Annotated in this window: 15 protein-coding genes; 2 read left to right on the forward strand and 13 right to left on the reverse strand. The window is 37.9% G+C overall.

Annotation, left to right across the window (positions count from 1 at the left end):
- Positions 1 to 72: 72 nt before the first annotated feature.
- The 7 genes from ACQ334_RS10425 to ACQ334_RS10455 form a co-directional block, all read right to left on the reverse strand.
- Positions 73 to 789 (reverse strand): hypothetical protein, encoded by a 717-nt coding sequence (locus ACQ334_RS10425; RefSeq protein ID WP_430988144.1) that lies wholly within the window; start codon positions 787 to 789, stop codon positions 73 to 75.
- Between the two features lie 49 nt (positions 790 to 838).
- A complete protein-coding gene (locus ACQ334_RS10430; RefSeq protein WP_430988145.1) occupies positions 839 to 1,315 on the reverse strand; it encodes a hypothetical protein in 477 nt (158 codons plus the stop codon).
- Positions 1,316 to 1,330: 15 nt separating this feature from the next.
- Entirely contained in the window at positions 1,331 to 1,660 is a 330-nt protein-coding gene (locus ACQ334_RS10435) for a hypothetical protein (RefSeq protein ID WP_430988146.1), read from the reverse strand.
- 47 nt (positions 1,661 to 1,707) lie between these two features.
- Positions 1,708 to 3,471, reverse strand: coding sequence for a hypothetical protein (locus tag ACQ334_RS10440; protein ID WP_430988147.1), 1,764 nt, complete (start codon positions 3,469 to 3,471; stop codon positions 1,708 to 1,710).
- A gap of 68 nt (positions 3,472 to 3,539) precedes the next feature.
- Positions 3,540 to 3,884 carry a hypothetical protein gene (locus ACQ334_RS10445; protein WP_430988148.1) on the reverse strand — a complete coding sequence of 115 codons (345 nt, stop codon included), beginning with the start codon at positions 3,882 to 3,884 and terminating at the stop codon, positions 3,540 to 3,542.
- 137 nt (positions 3,885 to 4,021) lie between these two features.
- A complete protein-coding gene (locus tag ACQ334_RS10450) occupies positions 4,022 to 4,693 on the reverse strand; it encodes a response regulator (RefSeq protein WP_430988149.1) in 672 nt (223 codons plus the stop codon).
- Positions 4,694 to 4,742: 49 nt separating this feature from the next.
- A complete protein-coding gene (locus tag ACQ334_RS10455; protein WP_430988150.1) occupies positions 4,743 to 6,449 on the reverse strand; it encodes a tetratricopeptide repeat-containing sensor histidine kinase in 1,707 nt (568 codons plus the stop codon).
- A gap of 151 nt (positions 6,450 to 6,600) precedes the next feature.
- On the opposite strand from ACQ334_RS10455, the gene ACQ334_RS10460 reads away from it, so the two are divergent.
- Both ACQ334_RS10460 and ACQ334_RS10465 read left to right on the forward strand, forming a co-directional pair.
- The gene (locus ACQ334_RS10460; protein ID WP_430988151.1) at positions 6,601 to 7,155 is read left to right on the forward strand and encodes a hypothetical protein; all 555 of its coding nucleotides are present in this window, start codon (positions 6,601 to 6,603) and stop codon (positions 7,153 to 7,155) included.
- A gap of 103 nt (positions 7,156 to 7,258) precedes the next feature.
- Complete coding sequence (locus ACQ334_RS10465) at positions 7,259 to 8,605, forward strand: S41 family peptidase (protein ID WP_430988152.1); 1,347 nt, start codon at positions 7,259 to 7,261, stop codon at positions 8,603 to 8,605.
- Positions 8,606 to 8,661: 56 nt separating this feature from the next.
- Here the strand turns inward: ACQ334_RS10465 and tsf are convergent, their stop codons facing one another.
- The 6 genes from tsf to ACQ334_RS10495 all read right to left on the reverse strand — a co-directional run bounded on the left by tsf (position 8,662) and on the right by ACQ334_RS10495 (position 13,786).
- Positions 8,662 to 9,486, reverse strand: coding sequence for a translation elongation factor Ts (gene tsf, locus ACQ334_RS10470; protein WP_430988153.1), 825 nt, complete (start codon positions 9,484 to 9,486; stop codon positions 8,662 to 8,664).
- 148 nt (positions 9,487 to 9,634) lie between these two features.
- Entirely contained in the window at positions 9,635 to 10,543 is a 909-nt protein-coding gene (rpsB, locus tag ACQ334_RS10475) for a 30S ribosomal protein S2 (RefSeq protein ID WP_430988154.1), read from the reverse strand.
- A gap of 110 nt (positions 10,544 to 10,653) precedes the next feature.
- On the reverse strand, positions 10,654 to 11,043 hold the full coding sequence (rpsI, locus tag ACQ334_RS10480; protein WP_430988155.1) for a 30S ribosomal protein S9: 390 nt from the start codon (positions 11,041 to 11,043) through the stop codon (positions 10,654 to 10,656).
- Positions 11,044 to 11,107: 64 nt separating this feature from the next.
- Positions 11,108 to 11,551 carry a 50S ribosomal protein L13 gene (gene rplM, locus ACQ334_RS10485; RefSeq protein ID WP_430988156.1) on the reverse strand — a complete coding sequence of 148 codons (444 nt, stop codon included), beginning with the start codon at positions 11,549 to 11,551 and terminating at the stop codon, positions 11,108 to 11,110.
- A gap of 719 nt (positions 11,552 to 12,270) precedes the next feature.
- A complete protein-coding gene (locus ACQ334_RS10490) occupies positions 12,271 to 13,533 on the reverse strand; it encodes a LamG-like jellyroll fold domain-containing protein (protein ID WP_430988157.1) in 1,263 nt (420 codons plus the stop codon).
- 46 nt (positions 13,534 to 13,579) lie between these two features.
- Complete coding sequence (locus ACQ334_RS10495; protein ID WP_430988158.1) at positions 13,580 to 13,786, reverse strand: response regulator transcription factor; 207 nt, start codon at positions 13,784 to 13,786, stop codon at positions 13,580 to 13,582.
- Between the last annotated feature and the right edge of the window lie 227 nt (positions 13,787 to 14,013).

Here is a 14,013-nt window from a genome sequence, read left to right on the forward strand (position 1 = left end):
AGTCAACGGGCTTGTATGTTGTTTATATCACTAAATGCAATACTTAAGACAAATATTTTTTATACGCATTTCTTAATCCAACCCTACAACAATTGCAGCCTGTGCACCAAAGGCATTGTAAGAAGATTTTGTCTCGCCGGTATAATTTTTTAACCTGATATCAAAAATATCATTGGTATAAAACTGGTACTTCGATATGCCAAGATCGTAAAAAGCAGTCAGTTTAAAACCGGAATATCCCTTGCTTTTAAATGGAAAAAATAATCCTGCTTTTGGTTTTACAGAAAAAATATAGCCTTTAAAAGGATTGCTGCTGCCGGGTGTGGCTTCAAATAAATTTGATGGTGCGCCTACCTGTTCCAGTTTGCCATCGTTATTCACTGCCCCCAAGTCAAAGCCTATAAACAACGGACCGCCAACATAATTACAGTAGCCAAAATGTATATCAATCGTTTTAGTACTTAGTGATGCAGTAACGGTATTAGCCGCATTGCTGCTTTTTTGCCTTAAGCCAATAGCCAAGGCTCCGCCAACTTCAAATTCATTTTTATTATTGCGTATAGAAAAGGCAAAGCTTCCTCCTACATTTGTGGCAGGTTTAATTGTATTTGCTAAACCAAGCGTAGTACTAATTGTGTTGATGTATTTATCAAACTGTGCACGAGAAGGATTTAAATAAAAAGCACCAATGTTAAATGCTTTTGCTTCAATTGAAGTTTTTTTGCTTTTTTGACTAAATGCTACAGCAGCAGCCAGGAACAATAAGCCTGTTAAAAATATTCTTTTCATTTTCTGATTTTATTTTTAGCGTAAAAAAATTTTAGTATGGTGAAGAAATTTATTCTTTCGGTTTTCTTAAATAAAAGTTTTTGCTACCCAGGAACACTCTGTCTTTATTAGAATAAACATCAATCTTATAATTGTCACCCTGCACAACATTATCCAGGTGAAAATAAAAGTCTTTCCATTTTGCATTTGATCTGCAGGATGTAGTTAAGGAATCAACTACTGCACCATCTTTTCTAATTACTATATATAATTCATCTACATCCAGTTTACCTCCTCTGAATAAAAGACCAACAAGACGTAAATCAGCATCTTTTAATTCTATACCATCCGGATCATACGATGCTTTGAGTTTGCTGGTACCTATTGTTATCCTGTATTGTTTATCCAGTTCGGCTATTTTCGCCTCTCTTATTTCTCTATTATCCCTTCCCGGATAATCTCTCCGTATTTTATCATATCCCTGGTGTTGCGACAAAGACACCATCGCCAATAAACTAAACAATAAGGAGAAAAGGAGTTTTTTCATACTATAAGTTTTACACTATTGATTAAATTTTTTAACTGCCCTGGAAATTTGTTTGAGTATCCATAAACTTAAAAGTGTTACCAATATCCAAAATGTAAATGGATAGTTTTTCCGATAATCATTAACTACAAGTTTTACAATGTAAGCAGCCTTTTCTCCCACACTCATCTGCGGCCAGGTTTTTTCAGTGATCTTTGCAAGCGGTATTGTATTGCTATCTGTTTTAGCAATACCGATATGGTATTTTTTTAGAGAATCTATAGAAAGTACTCTTACACGGGTGGTATCTTGTGCATGCAAAAAGTTGCAGGTGCATATCATTAGTATTAACAATCTTATTTTCATGGACTATTCGTATTGTCGTTTTGTTTTTACTATTTAACTACAACTACTTATTGTTTCAGTTTTTCTTTAGCCTTTTTAATATATTCTTTATACAGCTCATTAGCAGGATCCAGCTTTTGTAAGGCCTCGTAATCTGACAATGCCGCTGTGTAATTTTTTTGTTCTTCAAAAAATAAGTTGCCTCTTGCTTTTAATGCACCAATAAAAGTTGGGTTAAACGTTAGTGCTGTAGAATAATCTTTTAAAGCTGCCGCTATATTGTTTAGTGCATACTGTTTACATACTCCATTTAAAAAATAGACCTCCGCATTTTTCGAACCCAGCAAAGCAGCTGTATCAAAAACGCCAGATGCTTTTTTATAATCTTGCAGATTGCTTAAATAAAAACTGCCGAGGTCAGAAAAATATTCCGGGTTTTTGCCATCGGCATAAGCCGCATATCGCAAAAATTGTTCAGCATAAGTATTCATTTTATAATTGCTGAAAATTTTACCTGCTTTATTAAAGGGCTGTGGATTTTTAGGATCTGCCTGGGTACATTTTACATAATTTAAAGCCGCATGAAGTTTGTCGTTATTCTTCACATAATCATCAGCGATCTTCATAAAAAACTGAAATGCATTTTGTGGTGTAAATCCCATCTTGGCATATTCAGTTTGTAAAACCGGGTCTAATGTTTTTAAGCTTTTTCTTGCATAATCATCTTTAGGGTTTAGCAGCAACGCCACACTATAATCGTCGTAAGCTGCTATGTAATTATCCAGCTGTGCGTTACAAAATGCACTACCATTGTAATAGTCAGGATTGGCCTTACCAAATTTTATGGCATTCTTAAAATCCGGTAATGCCGCTGCGTAATTCTTTATCTCTTTATAAAGTGCTGCCCTTATGTAATAGTAATCTGCATTTTCGGGTTTCAGATTTATGCAGGTGCTCAGATTTTTAACTGCCTCGGGTGAATTTTTTTGTTTAAAATAATTTAGTAAGGCCAGATGGTAATACAATTCATCATCAGTTGTATGAAGCTGAACTGCTGTGGCAAAATCTGCTAAAGCACTGACTGTATCTTTAAGGTTCAGCAAATAAAATTTGCCTCTGTCGCCAACATATAATTTATTAGCAGGGTTTAGCTGTATGGCTTTATTAAATTCTTCAATTACTTGTTTATTAAGTCCAGCCATTGCCCACGCCTCTGCCTTTTCATTATCTTTTATCATTGCTTTTGCAGCCAGGTAGTAAGAAGAATCGGGCAAATAATATTTTGCTGCAGCATCGTAATATATCCATGCGGCTTTATAATGTTTTTGTTTGAATGAACAACGGGCATAATCAAACAGGCTTTTATTATAGTAATACCCGGGTATCGGGTCATTACTACTTAACACATTGGCAGATATTTCAGCATTCCTGGCAAAACTAAAATAAAATGAATCTGCTTTATTGTAGGCTATTGCTGCTGCTTCCAGTTCAGCTTTTGTAGATAAAGTATTGTCCAGTGTATTTATTTGCAATACCAATGATTGCATGTCTCCAATATTTTCATTGTTGTTGCCGTAATAATTGAGGGCCACAATATAATCCTGTAAACTTACAGCGTTAGTTTTCGGGTCTTTCTCCAATGCTTTTGCACATCGCTGCACTAATTTTTCTACACTGTCTTTGCTTAGCCCTTTACATTTTAAAATTGCCTGGCGTGTTTTTTCCAGTTGCTGCTTTGCTTGCATTTCAGCTTCCGGCGAAATTTTTGGTACCTGCGCAAATAGCAATGGACTAAAAACAATGGCTACAAAAAACGTTACTATTTTTTTCATAATTTATTTGCTGTTTTTCTTTATACACTGCACACATTTTAACCAATACAAATGAATTAGTTTTTTGCTTACAATTCCGAACCATATATAGCTAAAAACAGCAGTGTGATCACAAAAGCAATGGCTGCTGTTGTAGTACCGAATATTAATCCGAAAATTGCAGTTACACCAATAAGAATTAATAGAGCTTTCAGCAGTGGCGATCTTTTTTTTCCGTTCTTAGATGAGAATTTTGATTTCCATTCTTCTTTCACAAACTGCCAAAACATTTTTCTTTTTGCTTTTCGCATTTGTTTTTTGCTGTAATGAAAAGCCAATGCTGCTACCACCGGCAAAAGCAGTAATGCAGAATAATCAGCATAAGATTCTTGTTGTACTGTTGCTGGATTTACCTCGATAACTGTACTTACCATATTTATTGATTTTATGGTATAAAAATCTTTCTTATTAATTTCTTAAACTATACCCTCTGTGAGGCATTTTAGCAGCAGATGATTTTGTGGTAAGAATGTATACTTTATGTTTAGCAGGCAAAAAGCACAGGATTACATTAGATCCATTTATTTTTCAAGCTTATTTGCAATGCTTCTACTTTACTGCTTACGTGGAGTTTGCTGTAAATATTTTTCATGTGCTGGCGCACCGTATGTTTACTTAAAAAAAGTTGTTCTGCAATTTGTGTATACTCTTTACCCTCCATACTGAATTTTAAAATTTCCTTTTCTCTCTCACTCAGTGGTTCTATAGTATTTGTTGCGGTCATTTTTTTTTCGCTAAAGGGCTGTGATGTTATTGCAGTAAGCCATTTCCATGCTTTACGTGCAATTCCGGGGCTCATGGGTGCACCTTCATCCTGGTGTACCTGGTAAATGGCATCAATAATATTTTGTGCTGTTTCTTCTTTTAATAAATACCCGTGTGCGCCGGCTTTAATGGCGTTAAAAATTCTTTCATCGTCATCAAACACCGTAAGCATAATAAACTTTACCGAAGGGTATAGTGGCGCAGCCCTTTGCACTGTTTCTATCCCGTTTAATTCATGCATCTCAATATCCATCAATACCACATCAGGTTTTTGCTGGGCAACTTTCATCTTTTTGAGAAAGTCTGTTCCATCACTTGCTTCCATAATAACCGTTACTTCATTTTCAATAGAAGCCAGTTTTTCCTTAAGCGACTGCCGCAAATATGGTTTATCGTCAACAATGGCAATTAACATCATACAAAATTAAAAAGATATTTAAATTTACCTATACCCTCTGTAAGGCATTTCATATTTTTATTGCAACAGTAACGCCTTCATTTGCAGCTGTATTTATTACCAACGTTGCATTAATGGCTGTTGCCCGCTGTTGCATATTTTTTAACCCGTAATGCCCTTCTTCATGTATTTGCGCTATGGCAAATCCTTTTCCAAAGTCCCGGATGATAATTTCGAAAAATGTTTGTTGCGAATTTCCCTGCAATAATAAACTTGTGCTTTTTGAATATTTGCAGGCATTGGAAATAGCTTCCTGGCAAATACGAAAAAGCTGTAGCGCTTCATTAGAGTTAAGTGTTTTCTGAAGTGAAAAATCTTCTTTTATCTGCAATTGTATATCAGGATAAGATTGCAGATAACGATGTGTATAATCCACCAGTTTATCAAAAAATTCCTGGGCTGTTACCTGCTCTTTATTCAATATCCAGATGGTTTCCCTTAAGGTTTGCAGTAATTGTTTGGATGTGCCTTTTATTTTTTCAATATTGTCATCAACCGGCTGCTGCTTTTTAAAATTACTATCCAGGTTTTCGATATTGTTAGACAGCAAGGCCATTTGTGACCCTAAATTATCATGCAAATCCCGGCTCAGCCTTTCTTTTTCTTCCTGCAGCTGTTGTTGCATTTGGTTTTTTTGCCTGGCACTACGCTTTTGATAAAAATTATAAAATAATAATGCCGCTACTAAAAACAGGCCAATTAAACCCAGTATATACAGTTGTTTTTCTTTGCGCTCTTTAACAAGTGCCAGTTGCTGTTCGTGTGCTGCTTCGGCAGTTTTAAATTTTGCTTCAGCTTCGCTTAGTTTATTATTAAGGTCGTTGTTATAGCGTGTAATAATGATATTAGCTGCTTCGGTTTTAACCTCATACGACTCTTTATATTTTCCTGCGGCATATAAATTCATTGCATGAAAATCCAGTGCGGTACGAACCATATCAAGTTTTGCAACCGTTCTTGCTATAGCAAGTGCTTCACTACTTACCTGCAAAGCTTCAGTAAATTTTTTCTGCTTTACCAGCACATCCGAAGAAAACATTAATGCTTCGGCAAGATTGGAAGAGTCTTTTAACTGCCTGCTTTTGGCAATTACATCCGCATATGCTTTTAATGCTTTATCCAATTGATTGGTACGTTCGTATAAGGTTGCCAGCAACCTGTAGTGCAACCGGCCCAATGCCTGTTCGTCTGTTTTATTGGCAATACTTAGCTTTACCGATTGCTGTAAATATTTTTCTGCCCAGTCATAATGTTCTGAACGTTCCAGGTAAACCGAGCCCAGGTTGTGATAGCATTGCTCCAGCAATAAATTAAACCTGGCCGGCTCACTTATAGCAATGCACTTTTTCCAGTAGGCTATTGCCTTATCCTTATCCGGGATATGATAATAAGTATTACCAATCATTTTATAAAAAGTGGCTTCGGCAAATGAACTGTTTTGTGCATGCGCCTCAGTAACCTGTTGCTGGCAATAATTAAGGCATATATCCCATTGTTGCAGTTCCTGGTATTTATGGATTAAGGTGGTTTGCAAAGCCAGCCGGCTGGCCTCGTTTAATGCCTTGTTTGTAAGCAACTGGCCGATGGTTGTTATTGCTGCCTTATTATCACTTGTGGCCTCAAGCCTTTCTATCAATTGGGGAATAGTATCGGTTTGTGCAGTTATAAGATTACCGCACAGCATCAGCACAAAAAAAAGGTATGCTACTTTTCTCATCCGGTTATTAATTGCCTGAAAGATAAATTTTAAAACCAAATAAATGAAAGTAAACCAGTCACCAGGTTGCAAAATACCCACTGCAGGGTATTACTGCAGTTAATAAGCAATATTACTTTCACTTAAAATTATATCAACTTAAAACTATTTTATGAGCAACGTTTCAAAATGGATGAGCTGGGAAGGTGGTATTGATTTAGTAGCAGTTACCTCTCCTGACCTGCAGATGCCAAATGTAATTGTGCATTTAGGCCGTATGGTAAATACGCCGGTGGGCAATGCCGCAAGTGGTATGATACTCTGGCAACCAGATCCTGCAACGATGCCTGCGGTGATGGGTTTTGTAAGTACCGATGAAACTGTAGGAAAATATTTTGGCCCTAATATTTTTGCGGGCACACCATTTGAACAGGCGCCTGTATTAAATGCCACATTCGACATTGAGATTGGTGCAGATAAAGCCGTAAGCAAATGTGTTGTGGCTGGTTATACTTTTGAAGTGGAGATGAGTGATTTTACTGCGCCGTATTTAATTAACCGTGAGCCTGCAGCTATGCCACCCTTTCATCAGCAGGGTGTGGAAATTCATGCACGAAAAGTTTCTTTAAAAATAAATGGAGAAGCTGTAAATATTATTGTACCTCCCGTGGGTATTACCGGCGGGCCTGCAAGTGTGGTGAGCCCTAATGGTGTATATGCAAGATGATATGATGTTACATTTTTTAATAAAAACCGTTGCCGATGATCAGCAACGGTTTTTTATTTAAGCCACATTCACTTAACTTACCATTAAAGAATTCTGTAGGTTTATGAGGATACTGTTTTTTTCTTTATTGATATGCTGCCATGTTGCTGCGTTTTGCCAGAATAATAATTTTAATCCTGAGCAACGTTTTTCTATTGAACAATTACAAAATGATTTTAACTTTCTTAGAACTAAGCTTGAAAAAAAACATCCTCAATTATACTTGTATACTGCTAAAGAAAAACTTTCCCTTTTTTTAGATAGCCTTTATCAAACTATTACGGTGCCTTTAACAGCACAGGAATTTTATCAGCATATCAGTTTACTTAACTCCATAATAAAAGACGGGCATACTATGTTTCTTCCCGGTGAGCAATTAACCAATTACTATAATGAGCATGCCGGGTTCTTTCCCTTTTACATTGCTGTTATAAAAAATAAAATGTATGTCCGTATGAATTGTTCCGGCGATACAGCAATACCAGAAGGTGCAGAAATTGTAAGCATTAATGGAATTACAGCAAATGATCTTCTTACGCAACTTACATCCAGGCAGATAAGAGATGGCAACAATGAAACTTACCCTGCATGGATATTAACCAATTATTTTGCCGCATATTATAGTTTTTCATTCGGGCATTCTCCAAAATTTTCTATTGCTTATAAAAAAAATAACACCGTACAATTTGCCGATGTTACAGCGCTTACAAAAGACAGTATTCTTTTTTACAAAAAATTACGTTATCCTAACAAAGCTGCAGCAGCAACCGAAGGAGAGGGAATTGTTTGTACTATAGACAAACAACTGAATACTGCAACACTTACTATTAAAAGTTTTGATAATGGTATTTTAAGATCACTTTACAAACAGGAATTTAAGAGTGCTGTTACAAAAGCATTTGCCACAATACGTGACAATAATATCAGTAATCTTATTGTTGACCTTCGTGATAACCAGGGTGGTGATTTTAAACCCGGTGTTATATTATTGTCTTACCTGCTTAATCAACCTGTTGTCTTTCTTGAAGGCAGTGGACAGGAAAGGACAGTAACACCTTATGCCAATGCTTTTAAAGGAAATTTATATATGCTGGTGAATGGTGGAAGTTTTTCCAATTCAGGTATTGTAAGTTCTTATGTAGAGCTTACCAAAAGAGCTGTTTTTATTGGAGAAGAAACGGCAGGCAATAAAAATATTATCAGTGGCGAGCCTAGAGATTTTATTTTACCCAATACAAAGATCATTGCTGAAATTTCTACCAGGAAATACCGCATCAGGGCAGCGGATAATGATGGGCATGGTATTGTACCAACGTACGAAATCATTCCTTCAATTGATGATATTATTAATGGCAGAGATCCGGTAAAAACATTTACTTCAGATCTGATTAACAAGAGCAAACACTCATAAATAAAAAGCGAAGCAATTATTCATTGCTTCGCTGTATAATATTCCGGTTAAAAAAATTAACCTAATGCTACTCTTTTAAATTCGATAACTTTCAAATCAGCATCTACACTCTTTAAGTAATCAGCAACAGATTTACCATTGTCTTTTACAAAAGGCTGATGCACCAGAGTATTATCTTTTAAAAATTTGTTCACTTTGCCTACGGCAATTTTTTCAGCCATTTCAGCTGGTTTGCCTTCTGCTTTAATCTGGTCGATAGCGATCTCTCTTTCTCTTGCAATTGTTTCAGGAGCAATAGAAGATTCATCCACTGCTAAAGGATTCATTGCAGCAATCTGCATCGCTACATCTTTACCAGCTTCAGCTGCTTCTTTTGTAAGGCCTACTAAAACACCCATACGGTTTGCACCATGAATGTAAGAAGCTACAAACGGAGCGTTCACTCTTTCAAAACGGGTGATACCGATCTTTTCGCCGATAGAAGCCAGTTTATCATTGATCATATCAGCAACCTTTTCGTTACCGATAGATACTGCTAATAATTCGTCTGCTGTATTTACATTATTGCTGATAGCTGCATCTGCAATACTTTTTACAAAAGCTACAAAATCTGCATTGTTGCTTACGAAATCAGTTTCGGCACTAATGCAAAGAACAATACCACTTTTGTTATCTGCGGTAGTTTGTGCAATTACCACACCTTCTTTAGCTTCACGGTCGCTGCGTTTAGCCGCTACCTTTTGTCCTTGTTTACGCAACCAATCAATAGCTGCTTCAAAATCGCCGTTGCTTTCTGTTAAAGCTTTACGGCAGTCTAACATACCTGCTCCGGTAGTCTGACGTAATTTATTAATGTCTGCTGCTGTTATAGTAACACTCATTGTAATGAATAATTAAAAATTAATAATGAATAATGTTTTAGATCTTAAAGTGCATTTGTTACAACATACTTCATAAAATTTCAAACATCATCTTCGCTTTCATCTCCTCTACAGTTCTCCCCAACAAGTTGGGCACTGAGGGGTTGTATTATCTTGCTCCACCAGGACCACCTGCTGGCCTTCTGCCACCCTGGCCAGGACCAGCTACTCTGCGTTTTGGCTGACCGCCCGGACCACCAGGACCTCTTCCACCACCACGTTTGTTCCTGTCATCACCACCGTCAACTTTCTGCTCAAACCTTGCGGCTTTTGCTTCTGCTGATTCTTCTACATCGTTATGATCATCTTCGCTGTCTTTATCTGCCTGGCGCTCTTGTAAACCTTCTACAATTGCAGCAGTTAAATAATTAACGATGATAGAAATAGATTTTGTAGCATCATCATTTGCAGGAATAGCAAAGTCAACTTTGTTAGGATCGCTGTTGGTATCTACCATACCAAAAGTGCTGATGCCTAATTTTTTTGCTTCGGCTAATGCAATATGTTCGTGACCAATATCTACTAAGAATAAAGCAGCTGGTACACGGCTTATTGCAGCAATACCACCTAATACTTTTTCCAGTTTATCTTTATCACGTGCTAATGTTAAACGTTCTTTTTTAGTCAGGCTTTCAGCACTGCCGTCAGCAAGCATTTTTTCGATGCTCTGCATTTTTTTAACACTTTTACGAACAGTGTTGAAGTTAGTTAACATACCACCCAACCAGCGTTCGGTAACATAAGGCATGTTCACTTTTCTTGCACATTCGCTTACGATTTCTTTAGCTTGTTTTTTAGTAGCTACAAACATTATTTTTTTACCGCTGCGTGCAATAGCTTTTAATGCTGCTGCACTCTCCTGTAAACCCTCAACAGTTTTGTTAAGGTCGATAATGTGGATACCTTTCTTTTCAGCAAAGATGTAAGGCAACATTTTTGGATTCCATTTCTTTTTTAAATGGCCAAAGTGCACACCTGCTTCGAGTAACTGTTGTTGTAAGGAAGTATTATTTTCCATTGTATATTATTAATGTTGTTATTTATTATTGTTATCAAGCTGCAAGCTTCAAGCTGCAAGAGAGAGTATAAAATCTTGTCCCTTGTAACTGATAACTTGAAGCTGCATTTTTAACGTTTGCTGAACTGGAAGCTTCTTCTTGCTTTTTTGCGACCTGGTTTTTTACGCTCAACAGAACGAGGGTCACGTTTTAACAAGCCAGCAGCTTTTAAAGCCGGACGATAGTCTAAACTAACTTCCAGTAAAGCACGGGAAATACCCAGCTTAGCAGCTTCTGCCTGGCCTTTAACACCACCACCGGTAGCATTAATAACCACATCAAATTTGTCAGTAGCTTCAACAGTTTTAAAAGGCGCTTCTACCTGGTTTTGTAAATATACCAGGGGAAAGTAGGCTTTATAGTCTTTGCCGTTGATTGTAATTTTGCCTTCTCCTTTGCTAAGGAAAACACGTGTTACAGCTTCTTTTCTGCGGCCGACTGCGTTTTTTTGCTTTTCCATTTCTTATTTATGTTTCGGGTTACGGGTTACGGGTTTAGCCGCTTGCGTAACTGATGTTTACTAATTAAAATTTTAATTCTTTTGGTTGTTGAGCACCATGCGGATGTGCTGCACCTGCGTACACAAATAATTTTTTGTATAACTGGCGGCCTAAACGGTTTTTAGGTAACATCCCTTTTACTGCTCTTTCGATAAGTACTTCCGGTCTGCGTTTCTGAAGATCTTTTGCCACTTCTTCTTTACGGCCACCCGGGTAACCAGTGTAGTTGTCGTAAATTTTCTCATCCATTTTGTTACCGGTCAACTTAACTTTTTCGCAGTTGATCACAATAATAAAATCGCCACAATCTACGTGTGGGGTGTAATAGGCTTTGTTCTTTCCACGAAGAACAGCTGCAATTTTTGCACACATGCGCCCTACGGTTTGATTAGTACCATCCACAACGTACCAGTTGTGTGTAACGGTAGCCTCGTTAGCATGCTTGGTGGTGAAATGTAATTTGCTCATTTTTTTCTTTTTTTGCCCCTGCCACAGTTTTTATGCTGCAGTCAGTAAGCGGTTTATAAACGTTCGGAGTATCGCCATCCCGGTACTTCCGCCCTTTAAGCAGCTGCAAAATTGCTGTTGCTTTTTTGGGACGGCGAAGGTAAGGCCGTTTAGGGTGCATTTCCAACAAAATGGAACAGTATTTTTCACAGTACCTTTGTAAGTAGTTGATTTTCAGTAAAAATTTTGACTACAATTTTATTTACCAGTCTTATTTAGCCACGATAGGACTATTTTTAGCCTAAAGAGGTTCTATTTATACAGCAGGTTGCTACATTATTATCAAGTAAGATGCCTCTCTTTCAAGACAGGCTTCATGTGGGCTTCATGTAGGCTTCACTACGGAGTAACCATGACGTTGCTACGACTTTGCTATGGCGCTGACCCGGATATGTGTTGGCCTTGTGACAGACCTAAATAGCTATCCAGATAATATTGTATTGGTTTTACTATACAGTTTCGGGCCTTACTAAAATGTGGCAATAAAATAATACAGCGCTACAAACATTCCCTTTGATATAAATATACCAGGAGCCAAAGAGGGCAGGTACATGAAACTGCTGCGAAGCATAAGCCAGAGCCGCCAGAGAAATGTTCTATTCATTTAAATTCAACCGCCAGACATTTTCAGTCCGGCGGTTGAATTATCGTGTTGGATTTTATTCGGGTGCAGTAGCTGCCTATTGTTTTATAAATGACAGGGTTTGCTTTTCTCCACCTGCTTTTACCAGGCTGATATAATAGGTTCCTTTAGCCAATGTACTTACCGGTAAAGCAGTAAATGTTTCGCCTGCATTCAGTTGCAGGTTTTTTACCATTACCTGCTGGCCCTGTGCGTTGGTTACCTGTATACTGGCATTTTGCTTTGCCAGCATACTTAACTGCAGCCTTAATTCGTTGGTAACCGGATTTTGTAAGAGTACCAATTCATTTGCAGCTATACCAAATTTTACCAGTACAATCGCACTTAGATCTTTTCTGCCATCCATATCATTTTCTTCTAACCGGTAAAAGATATTTTTGCCTGCAGCAATAGTTTTTGCCGTGTTATCGGTAAACTGGTAGTTTGTTTTTACTGAGCTATTGCCTGCTGCATTTACTTTTGCAATTGTAGTAAAGTTAGTACCATCGGTACTGCGTTGAAGATTAAAGTGACTGCTGTTTTGTTCAAATTCGGTTTGCCATTGCAGCAATACATCGGTATTGTTTTTTGTTGCGGTAAAGCTGGTTAGTTTTACGGGCAGCACCAGCCCAGTTATTTCTGCCTGTGTTAATGCCCTGTTGTAAGTTCGCATTTCATCTATTTTACCCACCAGGCCGTTATAATTGGGTGGCACAATACCATTAAAAAACATGGTGCCAAAACGTGCTGCATAGGTATACGCCGGTACCGTAGTACCTTCTGCGGCAGAAGCATTTAATACGCCATTAATATAAATCTTTAAAGTACCCGCAGACCTCTGGCAGCAGATATGATACCAGGTGTTTACATTTAATGCACCATTGGTAGTACCTACATTACCATTTTTAAAGTTGAGATTGATCTGCAGGTAACCGGGTGAGTTCCATAGCCAGATGCCATAGCCGCCATAATTTAAATTATTATCATAAATACCTGCGGAATGCACAAAAGGGCCGGTGATAAACATATTAAAGTCCACACTAAAATCCTGTGCTGTGCCAAAGTTAAGGCTGGCGGCGGGCGGGTGTGTGGCATACTGCACCACCGTGCTGGTAGGATTGTTAAAGAACATCGCGGTATTCGCTGCCCCGCTGCCGTTAGTAGAACTTGTAGCACCGGTATTGGTTACCACAATACCATTGGGGCCGGCATCATTAAAATTGCCATTCATGGGGAAATAAGCCTGCAGGCCTGCAGTGGGTTGTGCGATGCCGGCGTACATGCATGCGCCTGCCATTAAGGTAAGTAGAGTCCTTTTCATACTGATAAGTTTTTGAAAATATTTAGCCACAACACCAGGTGCGGTGCTATGCAGCTTTCAGGGTATTGAAATAATTGGTGGCTTCTGTTCGGTTACGGACCTTTAGTTTGTGGTAAATGTTCTTACAATGCTTTTTAACGGTATCAAGTGAAACGCCCAGTTGTACAGCCATCTCTTTATACAAAAGACCTTTTGCCAGTACAGCCAGTACCTCTTCTTCTCTTTTAGTTAAAAGCCTTGTTGATTTCACCATGCTATAACAGTTAAAAATAAACGATACCATTAGTTGAGGCAATACCCCTTTTGTGTACCGTTGTTGGTTGTACAAATATGGGGCAGGCATTTGTTTGATACAAGGGTGTTATAACGGAGAATGGGGAGGGGAAAAGACGGGGCGCCCCAACAGTACTTGATAACACTGGGAATATCTTACGTTTTGCTAAAATAAAGTAGTTCCAAAATCGGAGAAATTATGTGTCT

The organism is Ferruginibacter sp. SUN106 (assembly GCF_050611765.1).
Classification (GTDB): domain Bacteria; phylum Bacteroidota; class Bacteroidia; order Chitinophagales; family Chitinophagaceae; genus Ferruginibacter.

Bases quoted from the DNA above. Each gene is read 5' to 3' on its own strand.
- ACQ334_RS10425 (WP_430988144.1), bottom strand. From the start codon at position 789: ATGAAAAGAATATTTTTAACAGGCTTATTGTTCCTGGCTGCTGCTGTA.
- ACQ334_RS10430 (WP_430988145.1), bottom strand. From the start codon at position 1,315: ATGAAAAAACTCCTTTTCTCCTTATTGTTTAGTTTATTGGCGATGGTG.
- ACQ334_RS10435 (WP_430988146.1), bottom strand. From the start codon at position 1,660: ATGAAAATAAGATTGTTAATACTAATGATATGCACCTGCAACTTTTTG.
- ACQ334_RS10440 (WP_430988147.1), bottom strand. From the start codon at position 3,471: ATGAAAAAAATAGTAACGTTTTTTGTAGCCATTGTTTTTAGTCCATTG.
- ACQ334_RS10445 (WP_430988148.1), bottom strand. From the start codon at position 3,884: ATGGTAAGTACAGTTATCGAGGTAAATCCAGCAACAGTACAACAAGAA.
- ACQ334_RS10450 (WP_430988149.1), bottom strand. From the start codon at position 4,693: ATGATGTTAATTGCCATTGTTGACGATAAACCATATTTGCGGCAGTCG.
- ACQ334_RS10455 (WP_430988150.1), bottom strand. From the start codon at position 6,449: ATGAGAAAAGTAGCATACCTTTTTTTTGTGCTGATGCTGTGCGGTAAT.
- ACQ334_RS10460 (WP_430988151.1), top strand. From the start codon at position 6,601: ATGAGCAACGTTTCAAAATGGATGAGCTGGGAAGGTGGTATTGATTTA.
- ACQ334_RS10465 (WP_430988152.1), top strand. From the start codon at position 7,259: ATGAGGATACTGTTTTTTTCTTTATTGATATGCTGCCATGTTGCTGCG.
- tsf (WP_430988153.1), bottom strand. From the start codon at position 9,486: ATGAGTGTTACTATAACAGCAGCAGACATTAATAAATTACGTCAGACT.
- rpsB (WP_430988154.1), bottom strand. From the start codon at position 10,543: ATGGAAAATAATACTTCCTTACAACAACAGTTACTCGAAGCAGGTGTG.
- rpsI (WP_430988155.1), bottom strand. From the start codon at position 11,043: ATGGAAAAGCAAAAAAACGCAGTCGGCCGCAGAAAAGAAGCTGTAACA.
- rplM (WP_430988156.1), bottom strand. From the start codon at position 11,551: ATGAGCAAATTACATTTCACCACCAAGCATGCTAACGAGGCTACCGTT.
- ACQ334_RS10490 (WP_430988157.1), bottom strand. From the start codon at position 13,533: ATGAAAAGGACTCTACTTACCTTAATGGCAGGCGCATGCATGTACGCC.
- ACQ334_RS10495 (WP_430988158.1), bottom strand. From the start codon at position 13,786: ATGGTGAAATCAACAAGGCTTTTAACTAAAAGAGAAGAAGAGGTACTG.